Origin of the sequence: Aquamicrobium sp., from assembly GCF_023954335.1 — a bacterium.
In the GTDB taxonomy this organism is placed as follows: Bacteria; Pseudomonadota; Alphaproteobacteria; order Rhizobiales; family Rhizobiaceae; genus Aerobium.
In genome coordinates this window covers 94,691-109,588 of sequence record NZ_JAMLIE010000001.1, presented here as the reverse complement: position 1 = coordinate 109,588, position 14,898 = coordinate 94,691, and the positions used below count along the sequence as shown (strand labels likewise).

The following is a 14,898-nucleotide window of genomic DNA, read 5'->3' as shown; positions in this document are numbered from 1 at the left end:
AGGTGAGAGACGGGATCGCTACCGATACTCATGAACCACGGCGCGGGAGGCGAAAGCTCCCGCCGGTGGCGGGAGCCTTGATGTCTTCTAGCGGTTGAGCGCGGCCTTGTCGGCGCTCGGCGGGAAGGCCGGATCGCTCTTGACGCCGCGCAGCAGGTCGTAGGCGTAGTTGAGCTGCACGTCGTCCTTCGGCTCCGGCGGCACGTAGGCGGCGGAGCCGGAACCGGCCTCGTCCTCCTCGCTGCCCTGGATGTGGCCCTTCAGCTCGGACTCGCCGCGCGAGACGTCGCGGCCGAGCATGTCCTCCGGCAGCGGCTGCTCGACCTTGATGTCGGGCGTGATGCCCTTGCCCTGGATCGAGGTGCCGGCCGGGGTGTAGTAGAGCGCCGTGGTCAGCCTCAGCGCCCCGCTCTCGGCCAGCGGGATGATGGTCTGCACCGACCCCTTGCCGAAGGACTGGGTGCCGAGCACCGTCGCGCGGCGATGGTCCTGCAGCGCGCCGGCGACGATCTCCGAGGCGCTGGCCGAACCGCCATTGACGAGCACGATCATCGGCTTGCCGTCGATGCGGTCGCCGGCCCTCGCGTCGAAGCGGGTGATGTTCTTCGGGTCGCGGCCGCGGGTGGAGACGATCTCGCCGCGCTCGAGGAAGGTGTCGCTGACGCTCACCGCCTGGTCGAGCAGGCCGCCGGGATTGAGGCGCAGGTCCAGCACGTAGCCCTTCAGCCTGTCGTCCGGGATTTCCTTCTTGATCTGGTCGATGGCGGTCTGGAGATCGTCGAAGGTCTTCTCGGTGAAGGAGTTGATCTTGATGTAGCCGATGTCGTCCTCGGCGCGGTGGCGCACCGCCCGGACCTTGATGACGTCGCGCACGATGGTCAGCTTGATCGGCTCGGTCGCGCCCTCGCGCAGGATGGTCAGCTCGATCGGGGTGTTGACCGCGCCGCGCATCTTGTCGACGGCCTCGGCCAGCGTCAGGCCGCGCACCTCCTCGCCGTCGATCTCGGCGATCAGGTCGCCGGCCAGCACGCCGGCGCGGGCGGCCGGGGTGTCCTCGATCGGCGAGATCACCTTGACCAGCTCGTTCTCCATCGTCACCTCGATGCCGAGGCCGCCGAACTCGCCGCGGGTCTGCACCCGCATGTCCTTGGCCGCTTCGGGGTTCAGGTAGGAGGAGTGCGGGTCGAGCGAGGAGAGCATGCCGTTGATGGCGCTCTCGACCAGCTTCTTCTCTTCCGGCGGCGTCACGTACTGGGCGCGGACGCGCTCGAAGATGTCGCCGAAGATGGCGAGCTGGCGATAGGTCTCCGAGCCGGCGGCGTTGGCGGCCCCGCCGCCCGCCCCGTGCACGAAGCTCATGGCGGACGCGCCCATGACCGCACCGGCCAGCAGAAGCGACAATGACCTACGAATCATTTCTCGTCCTTCCAGTAGTCCGCTCCGCCCACCACGGGGCCGGATCGACGGGTTTTCCTTCCTTGCGGAACTCGACGTAGAGCTCCGGCCCGGTGCTGGCCCCGGCAAGGGCGACAGCGCTGGCAACCCTCGATTCCCCCATCAGGCCGACAGGCTCTCCCGCCAGAACGGCCTGCCCCGGGGAAACGCTGATTCGACCCATTCCGGCCAGAACGACATGATAGCCTTCGCCAGCATTGAGTATCAAGAGTTGGCCATAGGAGCGGAACGGTCCGGCATAGAGGACCGATCCATCCACCGGCGCAGTCACGATTGCCGCCGAATGTGTCGCAAGCATGTCGCCCTGCAAGGTTCCGCCGCTGCCGTCGGCCTCGCCGAAACGGCGCTCGAGCCGGCCGGAGACCGGCAGATCGACGCGGCCCTTCATCGCCGAAAAGGCGAGCGAGGCGACGGTGAGCGGGGTGCGCGAGGCCGAAAGCGCGCGGTTTTCGGCCTCGGCGCGGCGTTCCTGCTCGATGGCGGCGATCTCGATCTCGCCTTCGAGCGCCTCGATCAGCTCGGCGAGCGAGCCGGCCTCGGCCGCGAGCTCGGCGGCGCGGGCCTGCTCGCCGGCCAGCCGGTCCTCGGATTCGGCCTGCAGCCGCCGCTTCTCATCAAGAAGAAGTGATAGGCGCCGCTGCTCCTCGGCCTGGTTGGCGACGGTCGAGGCGAGCCGCTCGCGCTCGGTGGCGATGCCGTCGGCCAGCCGCTGCAACTCGCGCAGATCCGCGATCAGCACCTCGGTCTCGCCGCGCAATTCGGGCACCACGGCGGCGAGCAGGATCGACGAGCGCACGGAGGCGAGCGCGTCCTCGGGCCGCACGAGGATGGCCGGCGGCGGGTTGAGCCCCATGCGCTGGAGCGCGCCCAGCACCTCGGCGAGGACGCCGCGCCGCTCGGCCAGCGAGGCGCGCAGGGCGTCCTGCTGGACGCCGAGCCCGGCGAGGCGCTCCGAGATGACGGCGATCTCCTCGGAGAGCTTGCGCTCGGTCTTGGCAGCCTGCACCAGCGCGGCCGACAGCGAGGCGTTGTCCTTGCGGATCGCGGCGATCTCGGCCTCGATCACGGCGGCGCTTTCTTCCGACAGGGTCAGCGCCTGAAGGATGCGCTCGCGCTCGGCGGCGCTCTCTGCCCGCTTCTGCTCGAGCTCGGTCGCCTTCGCGGCCTCCTCGGCCCTTGCCGCCGCGCCCTGCTGCGCCGGCGCGCAGACGACGGCGAGGCCGAGCGCGAGCGCGGCCCATGCGGGAACGAGGAGAAGGCGCTTTGCCGTGGCGGTCATCATCCCGCGTCGGTTGGGTGGTTCGGGAGCCCAAGGCTAGGGCCGGTTCGTTAACGAACCATCAACCATGCCTTGCCCTCAAGATGCAAATTCACGCGCGGTGATAGGGATGGCCGGAAAGGATGGTGACGGCGCGGTAGAGCTGCTCGGCGAGCATGACGCGCACGAGCTGGTGCGGCCAGGTCTGCGCGCCGAAGGAGAGGACGTAGTCCGCGGCCTGGCGCGAGGCGGCGTCGTGGCCGTCGGGCCCGCCGATGGCGAGGACAAGGTGCTTGCGGCCCTCGTCGCGCAGGGCGGCGATGCGGGCGGCGAAGTCCTCGGAGGAGGGGTTCTTGCCGCGCTCGTCGAGCAGGAAAAGGGCAGCGTCGGTGCGGTGGGCGGCAAGGGCGGCCGCTTCCTCGCGGCGGCGCTCGTTGACGTCGCGGGCGCGGCTTTCCGCGATCTCGGCAACGCCGGCGAAATCGAGCCCGATCGCGGGACCGGCCTTGGCGAGACGGCCGAAATAGCGGTCGGCAAGTTCCCGCTCGGGGCCGGCCTTCATCCGGCCCACGGCATGTACGCTCAGGCGCATCGCTCGCCTCCGCCCTCAGGCGCAACTGTTTCGGCGCAATTCCGGGTTAAAAAAGTGCGTCGCACCTTCCCGGAACTGCTCTAATGCACCGTCCCTTCGTCGAGGTCGGGGGTCTGCCACATCTTTTCGAGATTGTAGAATTCCCGGACCTCGGGGCGGAACACGTGGACGATGACATCGCCGGCGTCGATCAGCACCCAGTCGGCGGCCGACAGGCCCTCGACCCGCGGGAAGCCGAGGCCGGCATCCTTCAGCGCCGAGATGAGATGGTCGGCCACCGCCGCGACATGGCGGTTCGAGCGCCCCGAGGCGATCACCATATGGTCGCCGAGGCTCGATTTGCCGCGAATGTCGATGGAGACGATGTTTTCGGCCTTGGAGTCGTCCAGACTGGCCAGAGCGACGTCGAGAGTGCGGGACGGTTCGGCGCCGCCGATCCCTACCGCCGAAGGCTGGATTTCCGCCTTCTTCCGTATTGCTGTTCCCAGTGTCTTCCCTTTCCGACAAGAACAAGCCAGCCATGCGCGCCCTTGCGCACGGCTCCTCATAGATAGGCAGAGTCGTGCGACCGTTTCAAGACGCGAGCCGCGCCGCGGCATCGCGCAGCGCGGTCGACGACAGCGAGGAGCGCGGGCCGTGGATGAAGGTCCAGACCGGCGGGCGCATGCGCGCGAGCCGCGCCGCGCCGTGCTCGTCGATGCGGGCACGGTCGAAGGTCTTGGCGAAGACAGAGGAGAGGAAGGCGAGGGTCGAGCCGGGCCGGTCGATGACGGCGATGGGCATGGTCAGCGCGATCTCGCGCCAGCGCTGCCAGCGGTGGAACTCGGCGAGGTTGTCGGCGCCCATGATCCAGACGAAATCGATGCCCGGATTGCGCGCCCTGACCAGCGCCAGCGTGTCGGCGGTGTAGCGCACCCTGTAGGCCGCCTCGAAGGCGGTGACCTTGATGCGCGGGTCCTGCGCGACATCTTCCGACAGCGCGATACGCTCGGCGAGCGGGGCAAGCGGGCGGCCAGATTTCAGCGGGTTGCCGGGCGTCACCATCCACCAGATCTGGTCGAGCGCCAGCGAGCGCAGCGCGATCTCGGCGACCAGCGCGTGGCCGGCATGGGGCGGATTGAACGAGCCGCCGAACAGGCCGACCTGCATCCGCCGCTCGACATGCGGCATGCGCAGGTAGCGGGCGTCGACCGTCTCGGGCACCTAGGGACGCGCCTGTCCGCTGCCGTGGACGCGGTACTTGAACGAGGTCAATTGCTCGACGCCGACCGGGCCGCGCGCGTGCATGCGGCCCGTCGCGATGCCGATCTCCGCGCCCATGCCGAACTCGCCGCCGTCGGCGAACTGGGTCGAGGCGTTGTGGATCAGGATCGCGGAATCGATCTCGTTGAAGAACCGCTCCACCGCGCGCCCGTCCTCGGCGACGATGGCCTCGGTATGGTGCGAGGAGTATTTCTCGATGTGGTCGATGGCCTCGCCGACGCCGTCGACCAGCTTCACCGAGATGATCGCGTCGAGATATTCGGTGCGCCAGTCGTCTTCCTTAGCCGGCTTGGCGGCGGGAAAGGCGGCGCGCACGTCCTCGCTGGCGCGGATCTCGCAGCCGGCCTTTTCAAGCGCGGCGAGGATCGGCACGAGATGGGTCGGGGCGGCGGCGCGGTCGACCAGCAGCGTCTCGGTCGCGCCGCAGATGCCGGTGCGGCGCATCTTGCCGTTCACCGCCAGCGCGACCGCCATCTCCCGGTCGGCCGAGCGGTCGACATAAAGATGGCAGATGCCTTCGAGATGGGCGAAGACCGGCACCCGCGCCTCGGTCTGCACCCGCTCGACGAGGCTCCTGCCGCCGCGCGGCACGATGACGTCGATGTTGCCGGAAAGCCCCTTCAGCATCTCGCCGACGGCGGCGCGGTCGGCGGTCGGCACGAGCTGGATCGCCGTTTCCGGCAGGCCGGCCGCCTTCAGCCCCTGCGTCAGGCAGGCGTGGATCGCCGACGAGGAATGGAAGGAATCCGAGCCGCCGCGCAGGATCACCGCGTTGCCGGCCTTGAGGCAGAGCGCGCCGGCGTCGGCGGTGACGTTGGGTCGGCTCTCATAGATGACGCCGACGACGCCGAGCGGCGTGCGGACGCGCTCGATCTCGAGGCCGTTGGGCTGGCGCCATGAAGCGATCACCTCGCCGACCGGGTCTTTCAACTCGGCGATGGCGCGGATGCCGTCCTCGATGCCGCGCAGCCGGTCCTTCGTCAGGGTGAGCCGGTCGATCATCGCCGGGGTGAGGCCGGCCTTTTCGGCATTGTCGAGGTCGACGGCGTTGGCGGCGAGGATCGCGTCCGCGTCGCGGCGCACCGCCTCGGCCATGGCGACCAGCGCCGCATGCTTGCGCTCGGCGCTGGCCAGCGCCAGCGGCCGGGCGGCGGCGCGGGCGTCCGCGCCGATCTTCGCCATCAGGGCGGCGACGTCCTCGCCGGTCTTCGTCTCAGGCCGGGTCATCGGCGGTCTCCGTTTCGAGCGCGCGCGACATCACCATGTCGTCGCGATGCACCATGGCCGCGCGCGCCTCGTGGCCGAGCACGGTCTCGATCTCGGCCGTCTTCAGCCCGGCGATGCGGACGGCGTCGGCCGCGTCGTAGGCGGCGAGGCCGCGGGCGATCTCCGTGCCGGCCGGGTCGAGGATGGCGACGGTGTCGCCGCGCGCGAAGCGGCCGGAAACCAGCGTCACCCCGGCCGGCAGAAGCGACTTGCCCTGCCGCAGCGCCCGCGCCGCGCCGGCGTCGACGGTGACGCGGCCGGCCGGCTCGAGATTGCCGGCGATCCACGTCTTGTAGCCGCGCACCGGGTTCGGGCTCGCCGCGAACCATGTCGCGCGCTCGCCGCGGTCGATGGCGGAAAGCGGGCTCATGCGCGTGCCGGCGGTGATGACCATCGCCGTCCCGGCCGTCGTGGCGATCTTGCCGGCATCGAGCTTGGTCTTCATGCCGCCGCGCGACAGCTCCGAGGCGGCCGCCCCGGCCATCGCCTCGATCTGCGGCGTGATGCGCTCGACGAAGGGGATGAACGCGGCCTCGGGGTCGAGCGCCGGCGGGGCGGTGTAGAGCCCGTCGATGTCGGAGAGCAGCACGAGCAGGTCCGCGCCCATCATGGTGGCGACGCGGGCGGCCAGCCGGTCGTTGTCGCCGTAGCGGATCTCGGAGGTGGCGACGGTGTCGTTCTCGTTGATGACCGGCACGGCCTTGAGCTTGAGCAGCGTCGAGATGGTGGCGCGCACGTTGAGATAGCGCCGGCGCTCCTCGGTGTCGCCCAGCGTCACCAGCACCTGGCCGGATTTCAGCCCGTGCCGCGCCAGCTCGCCCGACCACGCGCCGGCGAGCTCGATCTGGCCGACGGCCGCGGCCGCCTGGCTTTCCTCCAGCGGCAGCGAGCGGGCGGTGAGGCCGAGGACGGTGCGGCCGAGCGCGATGGCGCCCGAGGAGACGACGAGGACGTCGGCCCCGCCGCGGGCGAGCGCGGCGATGTCCTCGACCAGCGAGGCGAGCCAGTCGCGCTTCAGCCCGCTCTTGCGGTCGACCAGCAGCGCCGAGCCGATCTTGACCGTGATGCGGCGATAGTCCTTCAGCGCCCGCCCTGTCGCTTTACCGGCCGTCATTTCATCCACCGCGTGTCCTCGACGGGCGCTTCCGACGCCCGCGCCTCCTCGACGATGCCCATCAGCGCCCTCAGCGCCTCCTCGACGCCCTCGCCGGAGACGGCGGAGAGGACGAGGGGCGTGCGGCCTGCCGCCCGCTTCAGCGAGGCAAGCTTCTTCCTGCGCGTCTCGGTATCGAGCGTGTCGGCCTGTGAGAGCGCGACGATCTCGGGCTTGTCGGCGAGGCCGCCGCCATAGGCTTCGAGCTCGCGCCGCACGGTCTTGTACGCCTTCGCCGGGCTTTCCTCCTGCGCCGAGACGAGGTGGAGCAGGACGCGGGTGCGCTCGACATGGCCGAGGAAGCGGTCGCCGATGCCGATGCCCTCATGCGCGCCCTCGATCAGGCCGGGGATGTCGGCGAGCACGAATTCGCGGCCGTCGATGCGGGCGACGCCGAGGCCGGGATGGAGCGTGGTGAAGGGATAGTCAGCGATCTTCGGCTTCGCGGCGGTCACGGCGGCGAGGAAGGTCGACTTGCCGGCGTTGGGTAGGCCAACGAGGCCGGCGTCGGCGATCAGCTTCAGCCGCAGCCAGATGGTGCGCTCCTCGCCGGGCAGGCCGGGATTGGCCCGGCGCGGCGCCTGGTTGGTCGAGGTCTTGAAGTGCTGGTTGCCGAAGCCGCCGTTTCCGCCCTTGGCGAGCAGGAAGCGCTGGCCCACCTCGGTCAGGTCGCAGATCAGCGTCTCGTTGTCTTCCTCGAAGATCTGCGTTCCGGCCGGCACACGCAGCACGACGTCCGTGCCTTTCGCGCCGGTGCGGTTGCGGCCCATGCCGTGGATGCCGGTCTTGGCGCGGAAATGCTGCTGGTAGCGGTAGTCGATCAGCGTGTTCAGCCCGTCGACCACCTCGGCCCAGACGTCGCCGCCGCGGCCGCCGTCGCCGCCGTCCGGCCCGCCGAACTCGATGAACTTCTCGCGGCGGAACGACAGCGCGCCCGCACCCCCGTCGCCGGAGCGGATGTAGACCTTGGCCTGATCGAGAAATTTCATCGGATTGACAATCGCGTACTTAATCTGGTCATGAAGCGCCTCATCTAGCGTATGCGCGGGGCGGAATCACGCGCGAAAAGGCGGGGCGGGGACGAAACGGCATGAAATGCGTCAGCTATAACATCCAGTTCGGCTTCGGCGACGACGCCGCGTTCGATCTCGACCGCATCGTCGACGCCGTGCGCGGGGCCGACGTGATCGCCTTGCAGGAGGTGACGCGCAACAGCCCGATGAACGGCGGCCGCGACCTCGTCGCCGATATCCGCGCCATGCTGCCGGACTACTTCGCCGCCTACGGGCCGAACCTCGAGGCCGATGTCGGCAGCCATATCAAGGACGGGCGCGCCGTCGACGTCAGGCTTGAGTTCGGCAACATGATCCTGTCGCGCACGCCCATCCTGACCTCGCGTAACCTCCTCTTGCCGCGCACGCGCAGCTACGACAAGGTCAACCTCCAGCGCGGCGCGCTGGAAGCGATGATCGACACGCCCTTCGGCCCGGTGCGGTTCTACTCGGTCCATCTCGACCATCGCGGGCCGGACGAGCGCCTCGCGCAGATCGCCTTCCTGATGGAGCGGGTGATCGGCCACGCGGTCGAGGGCGGGGCGGTGACGGGCATCTCCGAGATGGGCTTTCCCGAGCCGCCGGTGCCGGAGGCCTACGTGGTGATGGGCGACTTCAACATGCTGCCCGGCTCGCCCGAATACCACGCCGTCGCCGGCACACCGGACCACGAGTTCGGCACGCCGCGCGTCGCGCGCCACGCGGTCGATGCCGGCCTGCTGCCGGGCGGCGACGAGACGCCGACCTGCGTCAACCTCGAGGACCCCGAGGACGCCGCGCGCCACAAGCGCCTCGACTACTGCTTCGTCCATCCGCTGCTCGCCTCGACGGTGAAATCGGTCCGCGTCGACGCCGCCGCGCGCGGGTCCGACCACAAGCCTGTGTGGCTGGAACTGGAATAGCTCAGCCATTGCCCAAGCTTCTCAGGCTCGCCCAGGTGCGGCGGTCGAGCGCGTAGCGTTCGACCGGCACGCGGCCGGCGGCGAGGGATTCGAGCATGCCCTGCCCGGCATACTGGAAGCCGCATTTGTGGATGACCCGGCGCGAGGCCGCGTTGATGACGCGGCAGGAGACGTGCGGCCGGTCGATCGCGGTGGCGCGGAAGGCGAGGTCGACCAGCGCGTGCGCCGCCTCGGTGGCGTAGCCGCGGCCCCAGTAGGGCTCGCCGATCCAGTAGCCGAGCTCGAGGCCGCGGGCGCGCGGATGCAGTCCGGCGCAGCCGATGAAGGCGCCGTTATCGGCCAGCGACACGGCATAGGTGCAGCCGGCGCGCGTCCGGTCGCGCGTGCTCTCGACGAAGGCGCGCGCCTCGCGCTCGCCATAGGGGTGGGGCATGCGGCCGAGCATCTCCGCGAGCCTGCGGTTGTCGGCCAGCTCCGCCAGCTCGGGGATGTCGTCCTCGTGCGGCGGGCGCAGCACCAGCCGTTCCGTGACCAGCACAGGGCAGTCTATGACCGGACTCTCGTCCTCGTCGTCTTCCCGTTCGGCAACCATCGTTCAGTCCTCCAGAAACGAAAAAGGGGAGATGGCGGCCCATCTCCCCTGATCCTTTTCCGGCCTGATCCTTTTGGACTGTCCGGACACCGGTTCCCGAGATGGGGCGCCGGTGTTTGGTGTCGCGGTTCCGGCTTATTCCGCAGCGTCCCGAATCGGGTTCACCGATACGTAGGTTCGGCCGTTGGCTTTGCGGGCAAACGACACCGCACCGGCCTCGGTCGCGAAAAGGGTATGGTCCTTGCCCATGCCGACATTCACGCCCGGATGCCACTTGGTGCCGCGTTGACGGATGATGATGTTGCCCGGAATCACGGCTTCGCCGCCGAACTTCTTGACGCCGAGGCGCTTGGATTCGGAATCGCGACCGTTGCGCGAGGAACCGCCAGCTTTCTTGTGTGCCATGGGTTTTCTCCTTCAGTTCCTGGATTATTCGCCTTCGGCCTGGGCCTGGGCTTCCTGGTCGACCTTGGCGCGCGGGGGCTTGCCGGCCAGCAGCTCCTTGGCCTGGGCGACCCACTCCTCGCGCTCGATGCGGCCGCCGAGCGAAAGGTCCTCGTCGAGCTTGGCGACGTCCTTCTTCTTCAGCGTCGCGATCTGCTTCAGCGAGGTGATGCCGGCCTCGGCCAGCTTGTCCTTGAGCACCGGGCCGACGCCCGAGATCAGCGAGACGTCGTCGGCGATGTCCGCCGCGGCTTCCTTCTTCGGGGCGGCCTTCTTCGACGGCTTGGCGCCGGCTACGAGGATCTCCGAGATGCGCACGGTGGTCAGCAGCTGGCGATGGCCGCGCTTGCGGCGCGAATTCTGGCGGCGGCGCTTCTTGAACGCGATGACGGTCTTGGCCTTGCCCTGATCGACGACCTCGACAGCGACGGACGCGCCGTCGACGAAGGGAGCGCCGATGGTGACGTCTTCGCCTTCGCCATAGGCGAGGACGGAGCCGAGAGTGACGATCTCGCCGACTTCGCCGGCGACCTTCTCGATCCTGATGACGTCTTCGGCGGCGACGCGGTACTGCTTACCGCCGGTCTTGATGACTGCGAACATGTCTTGCCTTTCGCTGTTCGGTCCGGCCTCTTCGAGGACCGCGTGTGCGGTCGGGCCGTCTTCTTGTCAGTCGGTTGCGGGTGAACGTCCTGCCGGCTCGCGCCACGCATGAAACGACCGGCGCGGAGAGACTCCACGCCGGATTTGTGGCTGCCGATACAGGAGGGGCGGCCCTGAGTCAAGCAAATGCCGGCATTCGGCAGCCGGAGCGGGGCCGGATCAGGGGTCGCCGGGCGACGAGCGCCGCCCCGCGCCCATCCCCATGCCCATTCCCATCCCCATGCCGCCGCCGCCCATGCCGTCGCCCCCGCCCTGCCGGCCGCCGCCTTCCCTGCCGCGCTCGCCACCCTCCCGGCCGCCGCGCCCGCTGCCCGGCCGGGCCGGGCCCTGCGCCGGGATCGCGACGTCGGCGGGAAGCGCCTCCAGCCCGAGCGCCTTGCGGATATAGGCGCGCAGCGAGACGACGAGCTCCGCCGTCTGGATCGGATGGCCGGCGGCGAGCTGGGCCGCTGCGTTGCCGGCGAGGCGCACATGCTCCTCGGTGCCGAGCAGGAGCACGTCCGACAGCGCCGCCTCGACCGCGTCGCGCCTCTGGATGCGCCGTTCGATCACCGCGGCGGGCAGAACGCCGGCGCCCTGCGGCGAAAGGCCGGAGGTCTCCACCGTCACCTCGTCGCCATCCGTCTCGCCATTTGCCTCGCCTGGCGCGGCGTCGCCTTCGGGCGCGACCGTTTCCGGCGGCGCCGCCTCGGAAAGATAACTGCGCCGCGAGCGCGGATCGACCCGGAGCGTGCCGGTGAACGACCCGCCCAGCACCTTGTAGGCGGCGATCAGGGTGCGCAGGCGCTCGTTGATCTGGCGGTTCATCCGCTGCTGGCGCTGCTGCACCGTCATCAGCATCAGCACGCGCATCCCCATGCCCATCAGCATGAACAGCGCGAAGCCGAGCAGGGTCGTCATGACGCCGTGCCACGAACTGAAATCGAGAAAGCGCATGGCGTTTTTCGTCTCCTCTTGCCGCTCCCGCCGGGGCGCCAGAGTAGTGAGAACGGGCCGCCCGCCGCAAGCGGCAAGCGCCGGCCGGTTTGCGGCCCGGCCCGCGAGGGTATAGGACCCTTCCCGCAAACGGATATCACGGGCGAGAGGGCGATGGCTGACGACGACTATATCTATGACGAGGCTTCCGGCGAGTGGCTGCCGGCGTCCGAGGTGGCGGCGCGCACTGTCGCCGGCGCCGAGGTCCGGGATGCAATGGGCAACCTCCTCGCCGACGGCGACTCGGTCGTCCTCGTCAAGGACCTGAAGGTCAAGGGCGCGGGCCAGACGCTGAAGCAGGGAACGGTGATCCGCTCGATCCGGCTGACCGACAACCCGGACGAGATCGACTGCCGCCACGAGGCGATCAAGGGACTGGTGCTGCGCACGGAGTTCGTGCGCAAGCGCTAGGCGACTCCGGGGCGCTGAACCCTACACCGCCGCCGAGTGCCGCGCGGTGCCCTTGGCGAGGTAGCCGTCGAAGCGGGCGGCGACGAGCCGCACCAGCGGCTTCCTGGCCTCGGGGACGACGAAGAGGTCGCCCTGCCTGACGAGCGCGGCCTCCGGCTTCTCCTCCGCGATCAGCGCGGCTTCGGCGAGGACCGGCGTCGCCGCCTGCCCGAAGCGGGCGGACGCCTCGGCGGCCGAGAAGGCGAAATCGCACATCAGCCGCTCGATGACCCAGGCGCGCAGCCGGTCGTCGTCGGAAAGCGCGATGCCGCGGGCGATGGCGAGGCCGCCCTCGTCGGCGCGGCGCTGGTACTCGCCGGTCGCGGTGATGTTCTGGGCATAGCCCTGGCGATAGCGGCTGACCGAGGACGGGCCGAGGCCGATCAGCGTCTCGCAGCCGTCGTCGGTATAGCCCTGGAAGTTGCGCTTCAGCGCGCCGGACGCGGCGGCCTTGGCGAGCGAATCGCCCGGCAGCGCGAAATGGTCGAGGCCGATGGCGTCGTAGCCGGCGCGGCGGATGACCTCGGCGGCGGCGAGCGACTGCGCCAGCCGCTCCTCGGTGCCGGGCAGCGCCTCCTCGTCGATCATGGTCTGGTGCTTCTTGAACCAGGGCACATGGGCATAGCCGAACAGGGCGATGCGCTCGGGGCGCAGCGACAGCACCTTCTCCACCGTGGCGACGACGCTGTCACAGGTCTGGTGCGGCAGGCCGTAGAGGATGTCGAGATTGACCGAGGCGACACCGCGGGCGCGCAGGCCGTCGATCACCTCTTTCGTGTCCTCGAAGCTCTGGTCGCGGTTGATCGCCTTCTGCACCTTCTCCTCGAAATCCTGGATGCCGAGGCTGGCGCGGGTCATGCCGATGTCGGCGAAGGCGTCGAGCCGGCTCTCGTCCATGTCGTTGGGGTCGATCTCGACCGAGATCGAGGCATCGGGCAGGAAGGTGAAGTTTTTCCGCAGCGCGGCCATCAGGTCGCGCATGTCGTCGGGCGCGACGAGGGTGGGCGAGCCGCCGCCGAAATGCAGCGCGGCGACCCTGGCGCGGTCGCCGACCTGTCCCGCGACCGTGCGAATCTCGCGGTGCAGGCTCTCGAGGAACGTCGCCACCGGCTTGTAGTGCCGCGTCTGCTTGGTGTGGCAGGCGCAGAACCAGCACAGCCGGTCGCAGAACGGGACATGGATATAAAGAGACAGCCGCTCGCCGGCGGGAATCGCCGAAATCCAGCCCTCGACCGTTGCCGCGTCGACCCCCGGATGGAAGTGCGGCGCGGTGGGATAGCTGGTGTAGCGCGGGGCGGTGTCGGCCTGGAGCGGCGCGTTCATGGGGCATGGTCCTTCTCAACCCGTCCCTTCTCGCCCGGGGAGGGGGTGGCGTCCTTGACTTTTGTCAAGTATCCTCCCCGGGCAGACAATGTGACGCGGGACGTGCGGCATCGAAGATGCTAGGAGAGGCGGGCCGTTCCCTGACGAGGCGATCGTGCGTAGCGACACCCAGACCGACGACATCCCCGTTCTCTGCGCCTCCTGCGAAGCGCGCCACCGCGGCATCTGCGCCGCGCTCGACGCCGCGCAGCTCATCGCGCTGGCGCGTTCCTCGCACAAGCACCGCGCCGGCGAGGGCGAGGAGCTGGTGGGCGAGGCCGAGCACATCGAGAGCTATTCCAACGTCCTTTCGGGCGTGGTCAAGCTGACCAAGACGCTGTCGGACGGCCGCCAGCAGATCGTCGGCCTGCGCTTCCCGTCCGATTTCCTCGGCCGTCCGTTCCGGGTCGAGAGCAAGCTCAACGCCGAGGCCGCGACCAAGGTGTCGCTGTGCTCGTTCCCGCGCGGGGCGATCGAGCGGATGATGAAGGAGCAGCCCGACCTCGAGCACCGGCTGTTGCAGCAGACTCTGAAGGAGCTCGACGAGGCGCGCGAGTGGATGGTGACGCTCGGCCGCAAGACCGCGGCCGAGAAGGTGGCCAGCTTCCTGCTGCTGATTGCCCGCAACATCGACCCGACCGTCGCCGAGAGCAGGCAGTCGGTGGTGTTCGAGCTGCCGCTGACCCGCGCCGACATCGCCGACTTCCTCGGCCTGACGATCGAGACGGTCAGCCGCCAGTTCACCCGGCTGCGCGCCGACGGGATCATCTCCATCGAGAACAACCGCCACGTCACCGTGCCGAACGTGGCGCGTCTGGAGGCCCGCTCAGGCGGGTGAGCGGGGCGAGATCCGGGCGCGTCAGCCCGGCATGTCGCGCGCCAGCACGGGAATCACGTGCTCTCGCTCGAAGGCGATGTGGCGGCGCATCGCCTCGAAGAAGGCACGCAGCATGAAGCCCAACGCCTCGGGGTTATCGATACGCGAGCCGTGGCCGATGGCGAAGAGGATGTCGGCGAGGTCCTGCGCCGCGCATTCGTCCTCGACATGCTCGGCCTTGAGCCGGCGGATCGAGGCGTCGCCGACCGAGGGCGGCACGGTGGCGGCGGCGAAGGCCGGGAAGACGAACTCCTCCTCGTAGGCGTGGCTCTCCTGCAGCATCGGCACGATGCGCTCGGCGATGGCGAGGCACAGCGCGCGCTCGACCCTGTGCGGCAGCCCGTCGGCGATCTGCTCGAGCTCGTCGCACAGATGCAGCTTCTCGTCGTGGGCGCGGCCGAGATCGAGGCAGGGAATGCTGCGGCCGGGCAGGCACGCGGCGGAGACCGGGCAGGTGTCCGGAACGTCGCAAAGGAAGCCCCCGCCGTCCTTTCCCGCCGTCACCGTCATGCCTCCGCATCGTTTTCGCTGCTATCGCGCTGCAATGACAGACAATTGGCCGAAAAACCTTGATCCAGGTCAAGGCACGACGAC

At 69.4% G+C, this 14,898-nt stretch carries 17 protein-coding genes; 3 read left to right on the top strand and 14 right to left on the bottom strand.

The features are described 5' to 3' along the window. Nucleotides 1-87: 87 nt before the first annotated feature. The 8 genes from M9945_RS00600 to obgE form a co-directional block, all read right to left on the bottom strand. On the bottom strand, nucleotides 88-1,413 hold the full coding sequence (locus M9945_RS00600; RefSeq protein WP_367944734.1) for a S41 family peptidase: 1,326 nt from the start codon (nucleotides 1,411-1,413) through the stop codon (nucleotides 88-90). Beyond that, a complete protein-coding gene (locus M9945_RS00595) occupies nucleotides 1,406-2,734 on the bottom strand; it encodes a murein hydrolase activator EnvC (RefSeq protein ID WP_367942997.1) in 1,329 nt (442 codons plus the stop codon). Before M9945_RS00595 ends, M9945_RS00600 begins: the two co-directional genes overlap by 8 nt. 91 nt (nucleotides 2,735-2,825) lie before the next feature. Next, nucleotides 2,826-3,305 (bottom strand): 23S rRNA (pseudouridine(1915)-N(3))-methyltransferase RlmH, encoded by a 480-nt coding sequence (gene rlmH / locus M9945_RS00590; protein ID WP_367942996.1) that lies wholly within the window; start codon nucleotides 3,303-3,305, stop codon nucleotides 2,826-2,828. A gap of 80 nt (nucleotides 3,306-3,385) precedes the next feature. Continuing rightward, on the bottom strand, nucleotides 3,386-3,853 hold the full coding sequence (gene rsfS, locus M9945_RS00585; RefSeq protein ID WP_367944733.1) for a ribosome silencing factor: 468 nt from the start codon (nucleotides 3,851-3,853) through the stop codon (nucleotides 3,386-3,388). 25 nt (nucleotides 3,854-3,878) lie between these two features. Continuing rightward, on the bottom strand, nucleotides 3,879-4,475 hold the full coding sequence (locus tag M9945_RS00580; RefSeq protein ID WP_367944732.1) for a nicotinate-nucleotide adenylyltransferase: 597 nt from the start codon (nucleotides 4,473-4,475) through the stop codon (nucleotides 3,879-3,881). 33 nt (nucleotides 4,476-4,508) lie between these two features. Further along, nucleotides 4,509-5,795, bottom strand: a complete 1,287-nt coding sequence (locus M9945_RS00575) for a glutamate-5-semialdehyde dehydrogenase (RefSeq protein ID WP_367942995.1) — start codon at nucleotides 5,793-5,795, stop codon at nucleotides 4,509-4,511. Then, on the bottom strand, nucleotides 5,782-6,948 hold the full coding sequence (gene proB / locus M9945_RS00570; protein ID WP_367942994.1) for a glutamate 5-kinase: 1,167 nt from the start codon (nucleotides 6,946-6,948) through the stop codon (nucleotides 5,782-5,784). Before proB ends, M9945_RS00575 begins: the two co-directional genes overlap by 14 nt. Then, a complete protein-coding gene (obgE, locus tag M9945_RS00565; protein WP_367942993.1) occupies nucleotides 6,945-7,976 on the bottom strand; it encodes a GTPase ObgE in 1,032 nt (343 codons plus the stop codon). Before obgE ends, proB begins: the two co-directional genes overlap by 4 nt. A gap of 101 nt (nucleotides 7,977-8,077) precedes the next feature. Between obgE and M9945_RS00560 the strand changes: the two genes are divergently transcribed. Next, nucleotides 8,078-8,941, top strand: a complete 864-nt coding sequence (locus M9945_RS00560; protein WP_367942992.1) for an endonuclease/exonuclease/phosphatase family protein — start codon at nucleotides 8,078-8,080, stop codon at nucleotides 8,939-8,941. A gap of 1 nt (nucleotide 8,942) precedes the next feature. On the opposite strand, the gene M9945_RS00555 is transcribed toward M9945_RS00560, so the two are convergent. The 4 genes from M9945_RS00555 to M9945_RS00540 all read right to left on the bottom strand — a co-directional run bounded on the left by M9945_RS00555 (nucleotide 8,943) and on the right by M9945_RS00540 (nucleotide 11,576). Then, the gene (locus M9945_RS00555; RefSeq protein ID WP_367942991.1) at nucleotides 8,943-9,533 is read right to left on the bottom strand and encodes a GNAT family N-acetyltransferase; all 591 of its coding nucleotides are present in this window, start codon (nucleotides 9,531-9,533) and stop codon (nucleotides 8,943-8,945) included. Between the two features lie 135 nt (nucleotides 9,534-9,668). Continuing rightward, entirely contained in the window at nucleotides 9,669-9,938 is a 270-nt protein-coding gene (rpmA, locus tag M9945_RS00550; RefSeq protein WP_367942990.1) for a 50S ribosomal protein L27, read from the bottom strand. Between the two features lie 24 nt (nucleotides 9,939-9,962). Next, complete coding sequence (rplU, locus tag M9945_RS00545; protein WP_367942989.1) at nucleotides 9,963-10,580, bottom strand: 50S ribosomal protein L21; 618 nt, start codon at nucleotides 10,578-10,580, stop codon at nucleotides 9,963-9,965. A gap of 219 nt (nucleotides 10,581-10,799) precedes the next feature. Continuing rightward, a complete protein-coding gene (locus M9945_RS00540; protein WP_367942988.1) occupies nucleotides 10,800-11,576 on the bottom strand; it encodes a hypothetical protein in 777 nt (258 codons plus the stop codon). Nucleotides 11,577-11,729: 153 nt separating this feature from the next. Between M9945_RS00540 and M9945_RS00535 the strand changes: the two genes are divergently transcribed. Further along, a complete protein-coding gene (locus M9945_RS00535; RefSeq protein WP_367942987.1) occupies nucleotides 11,730-12,026 on the top strand; it encodes an alkylphosphonate utilization protein in 297 nt (98 codons plus the stop codon). A 21-nt stretch (nucleotides 12,027-12,047) separates the two neighbouring features. Here the strand turns inward: M9945_RS00535 and hemN are convergent, their stop codons facing one another. Beyond that, complete coding sequence (hemN, locus tag M9945_RS00530) at nucleotides 12,048-13,388, bottom strand: oxygen-independent coproporphyrinogen III oxidase (protein WP_367942986.1); 1,341 nt, start codon at nucleotides 13,386-13,388, stop codon at nucleotides 12,048-12,050. A gap of 154 nt (nucleotides 13,389-13,542) precedes the next feature. Between hemN and M9945_RS00525 the strand changes: the two genes are divergently transcribed. Continuing rightward, nucleotides 13,543-14,265 carry a Crp/Fnr family transcriptional regulator gene (locus M9945_RS00525; protein WP_367942985.1) on the top strand — a complete coding sequence of 241 codons (723 nt, stop codon included), beginning with the start codon at nucleotides 13,543-13,545 and terminating at the stop codon, nucleotides 14,263-14,265. 21 nt (nucleotides 14,266-14,286) lie between these two features. Here the strand turns inward: M9945_RS00525 and M9945_RS00520 are convergent, their stop codons facing one another. Then, the gene (locus M9945_RS00520) at nucleotides 14,287-14,808 is read right to left on the bottom strand and encodes a hemerythrin domain-containing protein (protein ID WP_367942984.1); all 522 of its coding nucleotides are present in this window, start codon (nucleotides 14,806-14,808) and stop codon (nucleotides 14,287-14,289) included. Nucleotides 14,809-14,898: the final 90 nt, after the last annotated feature.

Bases quoted from the DNA above. Each gene is read 5' to 3' on its own strand.
- M9945_RS00555 (WP_367942991.1), bottom strand. From the start codon at position 9,533: ATGGTTGCCGAACGGGAAGACGACGAGGACGAGAGTCCGGTCATAGAC.
- rplU (WP_367942989.1), bottom strand. From the start codon at position 10,580: ATGTTCGCAGTCATCAAGACCGGCGGTAAGCAGTACCGCGTCGCCGCC.
- rlmH (WP_367942996.1), bottom strand. From the start codon at position 3,305: ATGCGCCTGAGCGTACATGCCGTGGGCCGGATGAAGGCCGGCCCCGAG.
- obgE (WP_367942993.1), bottom strand. From the start codon at position 7,976: ATGAAATTTCTCGATCAGGCCAAGGTCTACATCCGCTCCGGCGACGGG.
- M9945_RS00540 (WP_367942988.1), bottom strand. From the start codon at position 11,576: ATGCGCTTTCTCGATTTCAGTTCGTGGCACGGCGTCATGACGACCCTG.
- rpmA (WP_367942990.1), bottom strand. From the start codon at position 9,938: ATGGCACACAAGAAAGCTGGCGGTTCCTCGCGCAACGGTCGCGATTCC.
- proB (WP_367942994.1), bottom strand. From the start codon at position 6,948: ATGACGGCCGGTAAAGCGACAGGGCGGGCGCTGAAGGACTATCGCCGC.
- M9945_RS00580 (WP_367944732.1), bottom strand. From the start codon at position 4,475: ATGCCGCATGTCGAGCGGCGGATGCAGGTCGGCCTGTTCGGCGGCTCG.
- M9945_RS00535 (WP_367942987.1), top strand. From the start codon at position 11,730: ATGGCTGACGACGACTATATCTATGACGAGGCTTCCGGCGAGTGGCTG.
- rsfS (WP_367944733.1), bottom strand. From the start codon at position 3,853: ATGAGGAGCCGTGCGCAAGGGCGCGCATGGCTGGCTTGTTCTTGTCGG.
- hemN (WP_367942986.1), bottom strand. From the start codon at position 13,388: ATGAACGCGCCGCTCCAGGCCGACACCGCCCCGCGCTACACCAGCTAT.
- M9945_RS00560 (WP_367942992.1), top strand. From the start codon at position 8,078: ATGAAATGCGTCAGCTATAACATCCAGTTCGGCTTCGGCGACGACGCC.
- M9945_RS00595 (WP_367942997.1), bottom strand. From the start codon at position 2,734: ATGACCGCCACGGCAAAGCGCCTTCTCCTCGTTCCCGCATGGGCCGCG.
- M9945_RS00575 (WP_367942995.1), bottom strand. From the start codon at position 5,795: ATGACCCGGCCTGAGACGAAGACCGGCGAGGACGTCGCCGCCCTGATG.